Source organism: Rugamonas aquatica, assembly GCF_009380215.1.
Classification (GTDB): Bacteria; Pseudomonadota; Gammaproteobacteria; order Burkholderiales; family Burkholderiaceae_D; genus Rugamonas; species Rugamonas aquatica_B.
On the sequence record NZ_WHUG01000019.1, the window covers coordinates 46,305 to 63,253 of the forward strand.

The window sequence follows — 16,949 nt, forward strand, 5'->3', positions numbered from 1 at the left end:
ACCTTACTTAACACCTAAAAAAAGATAAGATTATTAATTTCTACTTAGGATATATTTGACGTCCACCTGCCAGCGCCCTATCGGAGCGAGCAATATACCAAGCATTCATTCTTATATCCCAGCTGCGGACGTTGCAAAATAAATTCCAATCAAGTTGAATAATACGTTCCAATGTGAAATCTTCCCGCATCAAAACAATCAAAATATATTCGAAAAGTTGCTTGTCTTTATCTTCTCGGTCCGGATAAATTGTCCCTGACTTCTTTGCTCGCTGCATAGTCTTGATTGAGTATCGATCACCGTCCCTCGAAATGGCATCTATATTCTTCGTTCCAGGAGGAGCTGGTGCCAGAACGGGTAAATCACTGCGCCCCTTGAACTCGGCGATAGCCAGTTTCTCGCCAATTTCCCCTACATTAAAACGAAGGCCTCGGCTTCTTGCTTCCATGTCAACTGCCGTACGTAGCGCCAAGAGTCGAAGATCATCAAGAATTTTTAAATCCAATGGTATTTCAGTAGAGCTATTTATGCTTTTCGTCATTAGTTATTAATACTCCTGAAATATCGACTAGCCTAACTTCTTTAGACATCAAAAACTCAAAACACCGTTTCAGAACTTCACCATCAGGGAGCTTTCCAGGGCCTTTGAGGCTACACTCCCATACATTTACAATCCGCCATCCCTTTTCTAGAAGCGCATCCGTCGTCCTAACATCTCTGGCACGGTTAGATGCAATTTTTGCTTTCCAGAACTCTTGGCGAGTCTGGGGAAGTTTGAACATCGAACAGTTATGCCCATGCCAAAAGCAACCATGTACGAAGATCACTGCGTGGAATCGAGAAAATACAAGATCAGGGCGGCCCGGCAGTTTTCCATCCTGTAACCGATAACGTAAACCAAGAGCATGCAAACCCCGTCGAATAAATAGCTCCGGTTTGGTATCGCGGCTACGAATCCGACTCATGTTACGCCGGCGTTGTTCTACTGAAAGTACGTCAACCATGGTTTTATTTGGAAGCCATTAGCTTCACATCAATTTTACCAAGCCATCGATCTCGTCCCTATCAACCACGGAGCGAGATGAAACATCAATTGTGTACCTTATTGCCACAATTCCCCGCGGTGGGATATAGTCATCGGGAAGTCGAGGAAAGGAGCCTTCCACGTCGAAGAATAGAGCATCACGCAAATTGAATCGCCGTAGCGCACCGGACTGACGCAAACCATCATGCCAGCCCATTTTCGCCAAACGCATCTCAAAAGCATCAACAGCTTTACCGTCCAAGCCAAGAGAAGCGGTTATTTCGTCGATAAGGTTTACCAGGGTCTTCTCTCCCCCTTCCGATCGCTCTAACTGGATCGATGCCAATAGCAATTTTTTTCCCGCGGGCGCTCGCAACTGATCTATCCGCGAAATCTCATGTCGATCTTCGGACCTTGTGGTCGACTTTACTTCTATATGCACTGCCGCGCCAATGAAATCATGTCGTTCCGAGTCTGGACCACTCCACAGATAGCAAGCCCGTGGACCTATGCTAGGAATTAGGACATTTTGTAAAACCCAAAGCTCTCCAAATAAACCAATTTGCTCAGCAAGGCTAAGATCCGGTTTCAATGGCCTTAGTGCACCTCTGAATTCTTCAATGGTCTGAACTACTGCATCGATCGGCTTCCTCCCTTGCACGGCGACCCCAGCAAAAATCTGGTTTACCATTGGAGTGAATATCATTTCGTAGTGCGCCTTAGCGTACACGTCAAGATAATTGCCATTGGCGTCGATTACCTGAACGACTACGGCCTCTAGCTCCGGTGGTAGCTTGACCGCATCGTCACCGATAGCAATCATCAAATGAAGATGTCCATCTTCATCAACGCCGATTAGACACTGAGGAATCAAAGGATCTACCGGCTCAGCAAGCATGCCAATCCCTTGAGACTGTTTTCTCAAACTTTGCCAACGTGAAGATGTGATAGTCAGACTACTCACGATTGACTCCACGATTTACGACAAAGGACTGTGACTCATCTGATGTCTTAGGAAAGGATAACGCGATACCAATCACAGTACGCACTTGTGCCTGTAACGGTTGGGGATCCAGGGGGTAAATCATCAAAAGTCCATGAGAAGACGGACGGGTCTGACGCATCGCCCTCGCATTGTAATTTTGTCCAGTGCGATAAAAGTCAGGTCCACCATGAAGGTCAACGCCTTCATGTCGAGGGTCAATCAATATGCCAATGGATTCCGCACCGGTTAGCGAGCGATGAACCAAACCGAAAGAGCGAGTACCGAGTAATACTTGACGGTCTCGACTAGGGTTTGCCACGAAAATCGTCCAACTGGTGAGCTCTCCAACAGTCGTCCGCTCAGATATCCAATCTGCAATCAGGTCCCCACGAAATGCGAGTGTGTCGTCATGCACAATAAAGGATCTTAGAAACTCCTCAATTCGCGCGGCAGGGACGTCATGTACCAAGCTGCCACCGTATGCCTCCTGGGTAGGTGTGTGGGCCGTCAGCAGCGCAGCCGTCAGACCTGTATTGTGCTCGAGAATATCCGGCCGTCGCAGCGGGAAAAGAATGGTCTGAGGGTTTTCACCGGACCAGGAGCGACTGCTGACTTCAAGCATCTTGCTCTTATTTTTACTGGTCAATAGCAGATCCGAGTGGGAGCGCATCTTGATTGCCATTTCATCGGGACGGCGCCCAGCCCGGTTCATCGCAGTTATGGAATCTCTCAGAGACTCTTCGACAAGTGCCAGCTCAACAAACCATTGGGCAATTCCTTCGGTCGTCCAGATACGGATCAAATCATCGTATCCAGCTCTGAAACCATACCAGCGTGCCATTTGTAGCAGAGAGTCCGCCATGGTCGTTGTGCGCAGGAAGTAAGCTACGGTCAGTCCTTCCAGAGTTAATCCACGAGACAAGCGATTTCCGCCCACGGCGATCAATTGGCAACCCGGCTTCTCATCGTAGCCTAGCTCCTCGCCAGTAAGACTATTCAATACGACAACCTGAACGCGAGAGAGATTTATCATTGCCTCATCCAACACGATATCGCGCGCGGCCGGCAAATCGACCATGCCGAGATCGGTCAGCGCCGAACTCAGCATTTGACGTAAACTGCCTGGAACGACACGTTCATGGTCACGCCATCCCTTTATGTGCTGCTGTATCGCCGAGCCAATACGGATCTGATCGACTTGCTTGTGCGAGACGTGAACCAGCATCGTGTGAGGCATCTTTGTTTGGTTGCGAAGTAAGCGAATCGCGCCGATAACAACAAACATAAGCACAGCGTCACATAGAGATTGGGGTAGTCCCTCTTCGCTATCTACTACCAGCGGCGCACCTTTTTTCTTTCGCTTAGTCTTCAGACTTCGTACGTCATTTTCTGCAACGGCGCGCATAACATCTCGCCCCGCTGCAGCCACACCAAACAGCTCTTCAGTTCCTATATAGCCTTCTGGGCGAGGCAACTGAACTACAAAATCCTTGGGAAATAGGTCCGCGCCAACAGCCCGGTCAACCGCGTCTGGATCGATCAGAATATTTGCAAATGGTGTAGCCGTGTAGGCGATGTAGGTTGCCCTAGGAATCCTCTGCAGCGTATCCCTGATCAGTGAATTCGTAATCGACGGATCACGGCTGTCGACCTCAGGCTCATCGTCGACGCTCGGATCTTTGCGATTACCTTTAGTATTTATGGAAGCCTGATCAGCTTCGTCATCGATCAAAAGAACCGGAATATTTTCGAGCTGCCCTTCCAGATCAATAATCCACTGATTGATTCGACGGAGGATTGGTACGGTCTTCTTTGCGACGACCAAGACTGTTCCAGCACCGTCGAAGCCATTGGCAATCGCCGGAGTCTGGAAGTCTTCGCTCTCGCTTGTTAAAGTCGTCCAATTAACCCCGACGCTCACAAGTTCTCTGTTCAATCGCTTTTGCGTCTGGTTTCTCAACGAATCATGGATGCCTGACAGGACAACAATAAGTCGATAGCCAACATCAGCAGCGCGGGCTGCTACAGCAGTAAAGTTGGCCGTCTTTCCACTTTGCACGTATCCGACGACTAAGCCTCGACACTGAAATTCGAGGCGTTGAATTGGCTTTGTTTTACAAATTATTCGTAAGGACTCTTCGGCTACAGAGTCCACCTGATGAGGTTTCCATTTCGACTGCGCGCGCAAAAATTCCTCATGCCGCTGCCAATTGATCCACTGTGAGCCATCGGTCCAATTTGGAATTTTAGGCTTTATACTGAACCTTGGAATCTGCTCAGTCATGAGTCAGCATCTTCAAGATGTCTGCTTGCTCCAGCGCCAGCAGAAACTGGGACAATGCAATCTTAGCTTTCGGGTCCCCATCGACCGCAAGCACAAGATTAACGAGTGCAGGCATCTGTGGCGTAACTTCAATATGCTCGCCAGTGAAATTCTTTTTTCGTACCCATGGTGCAGCACCTGAGTCCACAAGTCTGATTGCTCCACCTACGACCTTCACTGACTTCGGTTTACCACTAGAAGTCGGTGCCCCTATTGGCTCACCCGTAACCGGTGAGCTAGAACTGCTACCATTAGTGCTCGACGCTGAGCCTGAAGACTCGCCCTTCCCAGTTTTTCTATAACGGCTGCGAGCTTCGGTACGGGGCTCTTTCAAGATATCCTTCATATTGCTGCTCATGTTCACCGGCAGCTTGATCTCCTGCTTGGAAATGTTAACTTTCAACGGATCATCAGCTTGGCGGTCAAAATCCACTGCAACGCGAAGCAATTTGGTCTTTTCATCAACCGCAAACATTTGCTCCCAACCGCCCCATTTTATGAGGCGATTCAGGCGATAGAAATAAAGACCTTGTGTTTCATTCCAACGACCACTCAGCGAAATACGCTCACGAGCTCTACGTACCGCTTCAGGTCCTTGAGCGCAGTGGTATTTTTCTAATTCATCTTCATTCGGAGTGATGAAAGCGCGTACAGCAACGATCGCCTTTTTTTCGGGATCCGACTCGTTGAGCATTAACGTTCGAGGATCATACGGCTTAGTCAGCGGGTGCCCCATCGGATTATTGCCCTCCAACGGTTCGCCGTTAATGTAAATATCTACCTTGCTTCGCCCCGGTACTGCGCCCTCCAAGTAGCGATGGAACACTAGTTCCAAATGCTCTCTGACGGACGTCACTTCGACCGTATAAGGATCAACATTCTTTACCGTGGCCATTTCCGCTGGGGGCCGCATCCTCGTCAATAAAACTACGGTCCCAGTAGTAGCGATTTCAGACTCCGCTTCATATTTTTCTTCGACCGGCTCCTCCAGGACATCCCACGCTCCTGTCTTCGCAAGGTGATCTTTGTCCCAGGTCATAGTGGATTTTATTCCATTCTGCGCTTTAGTAACCACCGTCAAACAATCCGACTGAGACCATGATGCACCTTTTAATCCGTAGCCAAATTTGCCAAGATCACCGCCGTCATAAAGACGACGATTACCAACACGCATCGCTTTTCGTAAATCGTCGTAAGTCATGCCACGACCGTCATCGCGGATGGACATCCAACGACCGCCATCGTTTGGATTGGGGAATGTGATTTCTATTTTTGACGCCCCGGCAGAGATGCTGTTATCCACTAAATCAGCAACGGCGCTTGGAAGCCGATGTCCTGCACTGGCTAAAATCTCAAACAAGCCGACTGGATCGGGGGCCATGCTGTCCTGCTCAATGGAATTAGGCATCGAAAGCTCCGTCTTCTGAAAAAGAGTATGGAAGTGTTCACCAAGAACATGTGTCGAGTATGCACCATCGTTTCCGAATAATGCGATCATTCCAGATCGATCCAGCCGTGCGCTCTCACCATGGTTAACAATGGCCTCATGCGCTGGATGGGTTTTCGGAATCACTACCCACGTCGCGGTTGCAGGAGATGTTGAAGCATCCACAACCATGGCAAATAGCACACCGGGTTCTACGAACTTAAAAAAGGAACTCTTCGGGCAGTTTCCTTCAAATCGCCAATTTTTCCCTTGCCTTTTGAGCCATTGCGCCTTTTCAACGATCGTCGTTTCATCATCAAGACAACGGCACTGAATAAGAATTTTGTCAGAGTCTTTAGCAGATGGAAAAACCCGATCCACAACATCTCCATCAAAGTTAATCGCTCGTTGTTTGGAACCCTCACGGCCGTCCCGATAGGCATGAAACATGCCAAGCTCGCTATGTGTCAAGAGTCGCAAAATTGTGAATCTCACGCTATCCCCTCTGTTCGTCCAATCACGGCTCCATCCAGTCCCAAAAGCTGAACGCGCATATCGTTGATCGGCGGCGCACCTAAATTACTTCTGACCGACATTGCAATAGCGTAGGCAAAGAGCGCCGGCACCGCATTCCCAATTTGCTTCAATGCGGGATTCATAGAACCCTTGAAGATAAAGCCGTCCGGGAAGGACTGTAATCGTGCAGCCTCCCTGACCGAAATAGTACGCGCCTGATCAGAATCGTAGTGAATGTGTGAATATGAATCTTTGCCCAAATGTGCAAGCAGTGTGCGCACGGGTTTTTGGGAATCTAACTTCCACCACTTGTTCGAGAATTTTGACGGATCATAGGGGATACGCCACAACTTAATAAAGTCACGAACCTCAGCTGTTCTTGCATCAGTCGACAGCCCCCGACGCTTTCGTGATTTGAGCCAGCCAGCAATTTTTTCCTCAACATACTGATGAATTTGCGGGTACTCCCATCCCTCAGAAATCTCTGCAAATATCTTGAAATCGCGAGGCAAGTAACGAATCACATGCCCTGTTGTCGATTCCTTGGTCACAAAACCATGCCACTCACGCATAATCCGCGAATAAGGAGTTGATGGATCTTTGTTCGTGTAACGCACCACCTCCATCGGGTTTTTCGCGCCGCGACGCAACTCACCCCGATTGAACATCTCCAGTGCATAGATAGGAGGTAGATCAGCCAGTGCCTCACGTGCAGTGGTAGCGGGCGGCAGCGAAATTTCAGGATCAGCGACGAACCGATGATGCTCAGACCCCTGCTCTTTGATCACCTGCCTGGCTGTATTCTTTGTACCTTGATAGCCTTGAGGCAGATTGACATGATGGGTCGGTTTAGGGAACGACGGCCGAATACCAGTGTCCCGATGGAAGCCAATTAGAATCATGCGTTCACGCGTTTGAGGCACTCCGTACCAGGACGCGTTAAGCAGTGTGTACGCAACCTCATAGCCTTCCGCGGATAAACTTTTGGCTACGAGCTCCGCAACATTCTGCCCTCCATGATTCAATATGTCTGGAACATTTTCCATGAGCAACGCTACTGGCTTGGTCATCCGAATGTAATGCACATAGCGTTGCCAAAGGTCAACTCGACCATCGACGAGAAATGCGAAGTTGGCCGTGTCTTCCGATCTACGATGTGCCTGCTCCCTAAGTTTTGCGCGCCCAACGCGGGCGAACGCTTGGCATGGCGGCCCACCAACCAGGACATCAACCTGATCATCGACTGGGCCGTTAAGACCTAGTTCGGCAAAAATTGTCGAAGGATCCTCTGCAGTAACATCACGGGCCACATGATGCGAAGGTTGATCACCGCCCAACGAATGGGTTCCGAAATTGGCGCCATGCGACTGCGCAGCGTGTGGATCAATTTCTACTGATGCTACAGGCCGAAAACCGGCAGTTAGAAACCCGAGAGAGATTCCACCGCAACCGGCAAACAAATCCATATAACGGGGAGCATTACCAGCTTGAATGCGGCGGAGTTTGTCAGCGATAAGGGTCATGTTACAAATTACGATAGTCGATTTAAAGAAAAAACGGGCTCTGCATGCCAGTGAGACACCTAACTCCGGTCTCTGCACAAGCAAGATATTCAGGACGTCATCCTACAGTACCCAACTGGCCCTGGGGCAATTAACCATTCGATATATCTGCAAACACTGGCATTCCGCAGCGCGTCCTCGGCCGTATTAGTTGCCATTTCAAACGAAGCACTGATTGGTGAGCAGCAACCACAGGAAAAGAGGTCACTCACGAACATGAGCGGAGACCAAGCGACACCAACGCAAACGGAGAGAGCCAGTTCGCGTGAGCCGGAGGCAAGTCATGACACAGCATAAGGCAGTCGTGCGAACTCTCGCTCGACCAGTTCGAGGGAATGCGCCACGCTGCCTGACAGATGGTGCTGAAAGTGTATTCGTCCACGGATACCCTGTGCGGTGCATATCCGGGCACGGTATGCTATCAGGAGATTCCGATGGCAACTTGAGCCAGGACATGTGCACCCGCTTCTGCTGATTGTACACAAGGTAAAAATGCTGCCGAGCCCTACAGCGATCTCGACGTAATGTGCCCTGCCCACTTCGGTTTTGACTAGCAGGATCATCGCTTGATGGGGAACAAATTCTATTCTGAGGAGAAAGTGCCGATCGTAGAAATTAACGTTGCACCGCAACTGGTTTTGTCGCCATCGTATGCCACCGCTTTGCCGTTGACCGTGTGCTTGGCGTTGCCGCTCACGATCGTGCAATTTGGATGTCCATAGATTGGACACGCGCATTTATCACCTACCAGCGCTACAGGCTTGCCGCTCACTGTGAAATGGGGGGCACCGCTTTCTATGACCTGTCCACCGTGCGAGGTAGGATCACCTAACCGAATGACATTGGGCATTTGACGCTCCTTATAGTGAAGCACCCGAAGGCGTTGTCGCGCCCACGGGCCGCCGGCGCAGGCTGGCGGAAATCTTGTCCCATAACGCAAGAGCTTCTGCATCCGATAAACTGGAGTTAATAGGCTTCCCCGGCTTGCCCATACCAGTGTCAAGCTCCAAACTTAGACTGGGTAGGTAAACATCAGTCTTGTCTCCTCGTGATTGCCACATAAAACCATGCACCTTAGCTCCGTTGAGTTCATCCACACGCTGAAGCACTTCCTCCCCAGGGATACCGTTTAACGAGCGCGCACCAATGCGCAGACGATGAAATTGCGATGCGTGTTCCTTCTGCACTTCGCTATCCGCATCTCGCTGAAGCAACGTCCGGCCGCCAGCAATCCCAGCGGATGTGCTTAAGGAAATTGCCAGATCTGGATGCTCCTTTATACCGAAGAAGATGGATGCATGTTCATTCTCCTCAGCCGTCAGCGGATCACGAATGAAACCCCTATCAAAGCAAAAACCGGCCCCTTCCGGGATATGTGCATCGAGAACAGCATGCAGCTGATGGAGTATTTTCTTCAGTTGGTCGATCTGAGTAGGACGCTTGAAATCTGCCTTAAATTCATAGCTGATGCCGTTTGACCTAACCAACGCGTCAATTGCGACAATCTCCGAAACGACTTCCTTACCAGCCCTCATAAGTGCAATCCATCTTCGATCAAACAAAAATATTTTCCCTTTGACGTCATCGTTTTTCACCTCCTGTACGACCTCAAGCGCCACTCCGCCGCGTTCGTTCCGGTGGGTTGCTAGCAAGTCTGCTTTTTGTTGAACCCGCAGACCAAAGTCGACATCAGTTTCTTGGATAGTTGAAATATCCCAACCAGCTAGCGAGGCTGGACGATAAGTGACCACTGCGTGCTCAGGAACATCCACGATAAACCGTCCGACACATACTGACTTCGTCGGCATTGATCCAATTCTTTCTTCCATTTTTTGTACCTTCCCTCGATGATTGACCCACAAGCTAGCCACCGCCGCGCACAGACCGAGCATGGTGACGCAGGCGATTTTTACGTGGAGAGTTCTCATATAACCTTCTGGAGAAGTTTTACGATGAGATGCTGAGTCAACGCCAACATGGCTTTGTTTTTGTATGCTCCCTGATGGTCATAGCCAACGGTCCGGAATGTGTGCAGAACTCTTCCCGTCGGTGCTTGACCCGAGCTAGTCGGCACAGTGCCGTCGCCAGCGGCATCCTGAACACCGGGTTCAAAAAACAGCATGGGGCCTTTGACTATAGAAACGTTTCGACCGCCGCCAAAAGTGTGACTAATGACAGTTCCGATTTGTAGATGAGGAGGGGCAACTGCCTTGGAGGAAGCCGCGATCCATTGGTAACTGCCAAACGAGAGTTGCTGAGGGTCGGCGCAATAGAAGGCCGCTGTATTGGGATGGTAATAAGTATCAAGTAGAGTGGTATGAAATTTCTCAGCTTGGCTAACTGAACCAACAACCTTCTCTTCTACGGCTCCTTTGAACTTCCCCGCAGGATCAGCCAAGGCGAGATTAATAGCGCGATACCAGCATTCAAAGTCTTTATAGAATTTGTAAGGATTTCTATCAGGAAAATTGAGCTCTACTGAATATGGATCTTTGGGCAATTTTATCCGCGCAAAGAGCCAAGTCGGATGAAGATGCGTTGGTAGAAGTTCCAACGGGCCAGGGGAAAGAGCTAAGACGGGGGTCGTTTCGTCTGCGGTTGCCCCCGCGATTTCCGCGAATTTCTCCATAGCATACAACTCCAATTTCCCTTTGCCAGGGCTGCTAGATTCAGTTCCGCAAGCTAGGCGCCTGTAACATGCCGGTGCGCCCAACGCGGGCATTACTCCATGAACGATTCCAGCTATTTTCTCTGGTATTTTCCTTGCGCAAGCGCGGGCAACAATCCCACCCATGGAATGAGTGACTAACATCACTTTGGTGCACGGATGTTTTGTTCCTACCCAAGATGCTATGATCGACTCAATCCGCTCTTTTAAACGCGCAGCTGACATTTCGTTCGACTGCAACCAGTTATAGCCGAACGCGTACACAGGATAGTAGTAGCCTGCGATTTTTTTTAGCTCATCCACAGTTATGGCGGCCTCTATACCACCCGAAGGCGCGCCCCAAGCTCCGCGATCAAAGTCATTTATATCCTCCCAAGCAGACTCCAGCTCAACGCTGTTCGATGAAACTTTGAGAGTGCTGTTAAGATTTTCCTCCAAAGTTGACAATAGACCACCGTAGCTATCGGAGTGAATTTCTCCCCATCCACGGACCCTGCAAGTGTCTTCACTAGAGCGCGCGGGAATATCTGCGATATCTCCACTGGGGTCCACTTCCAGTGTGTCGGCGTCTAGAATCTTTTGGCGAACATCGGGTGTACGTTTGCTCCATTTACTCGCCTCGCTAAGCCCTGCTTTTTTTCCATTGGGTGGACGCCATGCTGCCTCACCAGGTTTCAGCTCCTGGTTCTTTGTTGCACCAGAAGTACGTGCCCTCAGATTGCTCCCCATGATGCCGGCTATAACAATTACTGGAATGATTTTGTTCGGCGGGACTGCGATGCTTGCTCTTGTGGTATTAGCCTTGGGCGAGAGGGCCGTGCGAGCTCGCAAATTTCCATCACTATCAATTGTTGTCACCGGCACTAGACGGGTCGGTTCAAGAATACCGTTCATAGCCATTAAATTTGCCTCCAAGTCATTTAACGTCTTCGGGGAAAATCGTAACCTCGATATCTCCCATTTCCTTACCGGTCGCAAGGCTAGTCTTACCTTGCCCATCAGTGACACCGTCGATAGTGCTGCCATCTGGAAGGGTCAGCCGATAGCGGCGGCCGACAACCGGCTCACCGTTCTGAGAGTGGAACAGGATGACGCGCTCATCTGTTTCAATTTCGGTGCTGGGGAACTTGATCTCACCAACGTCGCCACCGCCACCTGTTGTGTGAACGAATTTTGAAGACTTGATCGTATGTGTACTTTTGCTCTGTTGAGTGATCTCACCATTACCTAAATTAACTTGGGCCCCTTGAGCTGCAATTTTCACTTCTGGGGACATCAGCTCAATTCCCTTGCCTGCGCTGATTCTGATCCGACCAGTTGCAGTTAGATCGATATCTCCGTTGTGAGCCTGAACCAGCACATTGCCGCTGGCCGCTATTAGTTTCATTCCCAAGCCGTGAGCGAACATGCTTATGCTCTTCAGCGCTCGAACAAAAATATTCTTTCCAGCCGAAAGTTGGAGACATTGAGCACAGACCAAATCCAAGTTGGTCTGTGCTCCGATTGCGATATTCTTTTCGCTCCCCAGGAGCAGCCCATCAGGCGCACTGCCAGCAATAACTCCGAGCTTCGTTCCCGCATTCCAGCTTCGCACGCGAGAAATCAAGTCCGATAGTTGGGGACTCACGTCTTCGTCAGAAGCGTGAGTTTTTGCGAGGGAAGCGAGTTGATCTGCGATGCTGTTCAGCAGTTCTGAGGTAGCGATCAATTCCGTTCTGGCCAATTGGGCGCCAGAATCATCAAGCTTTGCTGTTAGCAAAATCCCGTTTCCGGCTCGGACCGATATGGATTCTGCAGTAACAAGTTCGGCACCTTCACCTCGGGTGGAGTCAGCACCTTTCTTACGGGTACCCGTAAGAAAACCTAAATTCAGTTGCGTGCCAGCGTGATCGCTTGATAATTGCGCATTAATTTTCCCCTTAGTATCATCCAACCGCAATTGGTTAGCCCGGCTGCCGTGAACTTCACGACTCTTGATTCCAGATAAGTAACGATTTTCCGGCAGATCGCCAGCGTTGTTTAGCGCAGGTGGCTGCGCTTGCTGATTGTAGAGTTGACCTACGATGATCGGTTTGTCCGGGTCGCCTCCCAGAAAATTGACCAACACTTCGGTGCCAATGCGTGGCAGGCCGATAGTGCCGCATTGTTGTAGGCTGCCAGGGCCGTTGCCGGCCCAGTTTGAGGCTACGCGTACCCAGGCGGAGTCGGTTTCCGTATCCGATGCACCTGCATTCGCGGCCTCTTCATGATCCACCGCGCGCGTGCCGGGGAAGCGGATCTTTACGCGGCCCATTTGGTCACAGTGGACTTCTTCACCCTCCGGTCCGACGACAATCGCACTTTGCATCAACGCCTGCGGCAGGTCTGTACGCGGATCGTAGGCCGGGACGATAACCACCCCACGCCGCACAGCAGTGAACTGGATATGCATGCGCAGCGGTCCCGACGCTACCTTGTCCGCCACATCCCTCTGCATCTGCAACTCCTGCGCACCCTGCATCCAGCGGCTACGGGCGAACAGCCGTTCCACGCGCGCGGCCAGCGCCTTGGGCAGGTTGTTCTGCGCGTTCACCTGTAGGGCAGTGACCACAAAATCCCGCTCCTCTGCCGGATGCTCATCCACCTCTGGATGCTCGGCAAGCGTGAAATACTCCCCCGCGCACAGGTCGCGTACGCTGCCTTCGCCGTGGAAGCATTTCGTCTCGTAATCGTGCCGCTGCATGCGCAGTTTGCCCAGGCGGCACAGGTCCTCATTGTCATCGCCCGCATGCGGCGCCAGGATCTGATAATCGTCCAGACTCGCTGCCAGATCGTTGCCGCTCACGCCCTGGTCCACGCCACTGGTGGCATCCGCCATCATGAAGTCGCGGCCTTGTGAATTGCGATAGTCCCAGCTATGCCTCGTGACCACGCCCGGTTGCAGGCTGCGTACCGCGCTCCAGGATGTGATCGTATCGCGCTCCTCGGTCGCTGCATCGCGGTGATAGCGGATGGTGCCGGCGGCGTTCTGGCGCAGGCTGTCTGCGTTGTTGAACAACACCAGCGTGTGCATCGGATACTCTCCGCCTTCCGCGCGCACGTACCAGCCTATTCCCCTCCGCTTCAACAAGCGCCGGATGAACGCCGCATCCGATTCATTGTGCTGCATGGTGAATTCGCGCTTCGGATACTCGCGCTGGCTGAAGGCCTCGTCCACCTCGTGCTTGAAGCACACACCCAGGATGGAACTTTTCTGTCTCCATTCATTCAAAATGCGCTGGACAATCTCCACCTCGTCCATGTTGCGGAATACTCGGGTGTTGATGCGCTTTTCCAGTATCGACAACGCATCGCGCAGCACCAACTGGTAGCTGGCCAGGCCGCCGTCACTGTCGCCCGAGCTGGCCTCGGTGACGATGCCGCAGACGCTGCGCAAGTCTCCCCGATCCGTAACGAATTCCAGCGCTGCCGGCACGGCGATCAGCTCCTTCAACGGCAGGCTGGCATTGGACGACACGCACAGCACGCGATACTCAATCCCGCCGCACAAGGCCTCCGTTCCGAACACCCGCTGCGGCAGCAGCATGTCGTCGTTGACGCCGCCCGGCAAATCCAGCCGCAAACGCAAAGGCCGGTTGCTGGTGACCAGTTCCTTGGCCAGGCCCATGAAGCTGAAGAAGTCATTATCGCTTTCCACAATCGCTCCTCAGGTATGCAACAGATACATCAGTTCTTCGCGGTCCTGCGGCTGCGGTCCATCGACCAAACATGTGTTGACGCCCAGCCTGCAACCACCATCCAGGCCCGGAGCGCGCACATCGTCCGCCCGCTGGATCAGGTACACCTCATACGTCATGCCCACTCCGCAGTGCAGACCCAGCATCGATTCGAGCCGTAGAGCAGCGCAGCGGCCGGGCAGGAAGTCTTCATAGGCATCACGACCCAGCGGACCGATACGCAGGCGCACGCGTGCATCGCAGCTGTAGATGCGCTCCCCCAGCATCACGCCCGCGCCAAGGTCCACGTGCGCCTTGCCCAGCTGCGCCTGGTCCGCGTCTGTCAGCGGCAGCCACTGGCCGATCAACTGCTCCACGACAAAGCGCACGCTGAAGTACTCCGAATAGATCCCCGCAATCAGCGGCGCCGACACGCAGCGGCTCCTGATCTGCATCGCGTAACGCGCCAGGGTCTCGCGATCAACCGAACCATCTGGATGCGTACCGGACAGAGCAAGCAGCATCGCGAGAAAACCATCCTCGCCGGCCTGCGTCGCCATGCATTCCGGTCTATGCTTGGACCACGCCAGATAGAACATGCCCAGCGACCGGTGCGACAGCATGTCCAGGAACGCACGCGGGCCGCCGTCGTTGTGAGTCCGCTCGTAACGGTTGATACGCTCCGAGTAGTGCAGCGGCAGCACCCCATGGCTGCCCAGCAGTCCCATGAAGGCGGGCGTGAGACGAATCACACCCTCTCCGTCGTCGCTGATGTTCTCGATCTGATTCGGCGGGAACGCCAGCGACAGCCGGTTGCGGTAGCGCAGCCGGCGCGGCGGCCGCGTCTGCTCAACCAGGCGCACCGCCTGGAAGAACTCGAAGCCCTGCGGCTCCGCCAGCAGTTCGCCGATCAGGCCAGCGTCAGCGCGCCGTTGCGAGGCAGGCATCGCAGCAACTCCTTTCCGCTGACATGGGACAACATGACCAGTTGCGTAAAACTATTCAAATGCACGTGCAGGCCGAACAGATGATCGAGCAATTGCGCGAACGCGTGCAGGCCGGTACCCGCATAAGCCTCCTCGTCCAGCGACACCCGCACCTCCACGCCACGCAGATACGCACTGCCCCGCGCCTGCCGCACCCACGCGGTAGCCGGCTGGTGCGACAGCGCCATGATGCCGTCGATCTGCCGCTGCGAGACGGCGCTGTCCTGCTGCGCGTAAAGACGCAGCATGACGCTCAGCGCCGGCAAGCCCTCCTGCGTCAGCGAGCGGTGATTGAGCGCCAGTTGCGTGATCAGTCCCCATTGATTGCCGCCGCTCCCCTGCCGGTACGACTGCGTAGGCCGCCGAAGCATGCGGATCGGCAGGCTGCCGGCGGCCGCCTCGGTACTGAGATCGCCGGTGGCGCGGCCATATTCCAGGCCGTGCGGCAAGTTGCGGTTGGTGCAGGTGAGGCGCACCGAAGCCGTTCCCTCATCCAGCTTCAACGGCGAAAAATCGCGGTCCACCAGCGTGAGCGAATACTCGTGGCCCGCCGCCGCATCGGCCAGCTCCTCGTCGCGATGAGCAAGCCAGTAGTGCCCCTTGCGGCTGGCCTCCTCGCCGTGGCGCAGCGAATAATAGGGAAAGAATTCGGTGATCGAGCTGCCTTGCGGCGTCTTGCGCAGCAGCTGCACCGTGTCGATGCTGTAGATCTCGCAGGCGCTACCCGGCATTTCATCCGGCATCAACGGGTAGCTGCTGCGGCGATGGTTCACGCGTATCGGCGTAGCCGACTGCGTGTACAGGTTGATGACCGGCGTACAGCCCAGCACCAGGTTGTCTTCCGACAGCGTGCGCAGGATGCGGGCGGACGGCGCATCGGGCCGCAAGTCGGACAAGGCAATACGCAACGTCAGGCGCGAACAACCGTCGGAAGCGGCAGCGAGCAACGCACGCAGGTCGATATCGAAAAAGTCGAACTTCTCCGGAAAGGCGAAGTACTCGCTCAACAGCCTGTAGGCGCTGTGCTCCGAAGGCGCAGCGGGCAGCAGGGCTTCTTCGGCGGCGAAACCGGCCGGTGCAATCGGCAAGCGATCCAGCATGCGCCACTGGCCGTCCGCCTCCACGCAGGCGCAGGCTGCGCGCATGAAGAGCGTATCGCGCAGATTGGCCCGCAGCGACGCCTCGCCGTCGATGAACACGCGCAGCGTGGGCAAGTCCAGCGCAGCCAATCCCCGCGCAGCAGCGGTACTTTCGATGGTGATGCAAATCGCCGACCCGGCCTCCCCTGGCAACGGCAAGGTCGATGGCGCCTGGATGTACGGCTCGAACCACGCAGCGCTGATCGTCACCGGCGCCACCGTCACATCGTAGACTGTGCGGAAGCGGCATGTCACCGCGCTGCGCCCCAGCGACTTCATCGCCGTGCCACGCGGCAGCGTGGTGACGCTGCTGACTTCATTGGTCCTGGCGCCGCTGTAATCGATGCGGGCGATGGAGCAGGAAGGAATCGGCCGCAGATAATGCGGGTACAACATACCCAGCAGCGCTTCGGTGAAGTTGGAATAGCCGTCATCCAGCAGCTTGGCGACGCGGGCGTTGAGAAACGCCGAAGCCTGGATCAAGCGCTCGACGTGGGGATCGGCGCAGGTTTCACCGCTCATTTGCAAACTGCCTGCCAGCTTGGGGTAGCGACTTGCAAACTCGGCGCCAGTACGCCGCAGCATGCTCAATTCGCGTTCGAAGTAAGGCAGCAGTTTTTCCATC

12 protein-coding genes are annotated in these 16,949 nt (G+C 53.3%); all 12 read right to left on the minus strand.

Annotation, left to right across the window (positions count from 1 at the left end; all coding sequences use genetic code 11):
* Positions 1-40: 40 nt before the first annotated feature.
* The 12 genes from GEV02_RS29435 to tssF all read right to left on the minus strand — a co-directional run bounded on the left by GEV02_RS29435 (position 41) and on the right by tssF (position 16,948).
* Complete coding sequence (locus GEV02_RS29435) at positions 41-541, minus strand: hypothetical protein (protein ID WP_152841383.1); 501 nt, start codon at positions 539-541, stop codon at positions 41-43.
* Complete coding sequence (locus GEV02_RS29440; RefSeq protein ID WP_152809048.1) at positions 522-1,004, minus strand: very short patch repair endonuclease; 483 nt, start codon at positions 1,002-1,004, stop codon at positions 522-524. Before GEV02_RS29440 ends, GEV02_RS29435 begins: the two co-directional genes overlap by 20 nt.
* Positions 1,005-1,028: 24 nt before the next feature.
* Entirely contained in the window at positions 1,029-1,988 is a 960-nt protein-coding gene (locus GEV02_RS29445; RefSeq protein ID WP_217433170.1) for a PD-(D/E)XK motif protein, read from the minus strand.
* Positions 1,981-4,293 carry a Z1 domain-containing protein gene (locus tag GEV02_RS29450; RefSeq protein WP_152841384.1) on the minus strand — a complete coding sequence of 771 codons (2,313 nt, stop codon included), beginning with the start codon at positions 4,291-4,293 and terminating at the stop codon, positions 1,981-1,983. Before GEV02_RS29450 ends, GEV02_RS29445 begins: the two co-directional genes overlap by 8 nt.
* Complete coding sequence (locus GEV02_RS29455) at positions 4,286-6,208, minus strand: ATP-binding protein (RefSeq protein WP_152841385.1); 1,923 nt, start codon at positions 6,206-6,208, stop codon at positions 4,286-4,288. The genes GEV02_RS29450 and GEV02_RS29455 overlap by 8 nt, the downstream gene beginning before the upstream one ends.
* Positions 6,209-6,249: 41 nt before the next feature.
* Complete coding sequence (locus GEV02_RS29460) at positions 6,250-7,797, minus strand: DNA cytosine methyltransferase (RefSeq protein ID WP_217433171.1); 1,548 nt, start codon at positions 7,795-7,797, stop codon at positions 6,250-6,252.
* Between the two features lie 622 nt (positions 7,798-8,419).
* A complete protein-coding gene (locus tag GEV02_RS29465) occupies positions 8,420-8,686 on the minus strand; it encodes a PAAR domain-containing protein (protein WP_152841386.1) in 267 nt (88 codons plus the stop codon).
* Between the two features lie 10 nt (positions 8,687-8,696).
* Positions 8,697-9,764, minus strand: coding sequence for a T6SS immunity protein Tli4 family protein (locus tag GEV02_RS29470; protein WP_152841387.1), 1,068 nt, complete (start codon positions 9,762-9,764; stop codon positions 8,697-8,699).
* A complete protein-coding gene (locus GEV02_RS29475; RefSeq protein ID WP_174999402.1) occupies positions 9,761-11,404 on the minus strand; it encodes a PGAP1-like alpha/beta domain-containing protein in 1,644 nt (547 codons plus the stop codon). The genes GEV02_RS29470 and GEV02_RS29475 overlap by 4 nt, the downstream gene beginning before the upstream one ends.
* A 16-nt stretch (positions 11,405-11,420) precedes the next feature.
* Complete coding sequence (locus GEV02_RS29480) at positions 11,421-14,180, minus strand: type VI secretion system Vgr family protein (protein ID WP_328595950.1); 2,760 nt, start codon at positions 14,178-14,180, stop codon at positions 11,421-11,423.
* Positions 14,181-14,189: 9 nt separating this feature from the next.
* Positions 14,190-15,146, minus strand: a complete 957-nt coding sequence (tssG, locus tag GEV02_RS29485; protein ID WP_152841389.1) for a type VI secretion system baseplate subunit TssG — start codon at positions 15,144-15,146, stop codon at positions 14,190-14,192.
* Entirely contained in the window at positions 15,110-16,948 is a 1,839-nt protein-coding gene (gene tssF, locus GEV02_RS29490; protein ID WP_152841390.1) for a type VI secretion system baseplate subunit TssF, read from the minus strand. The genes tssG and tssF overlap by 37 nt, the downstream gene beginning before the upstream one ends.
* Position 16,949 lies beyond the last annotated feature (1 nt).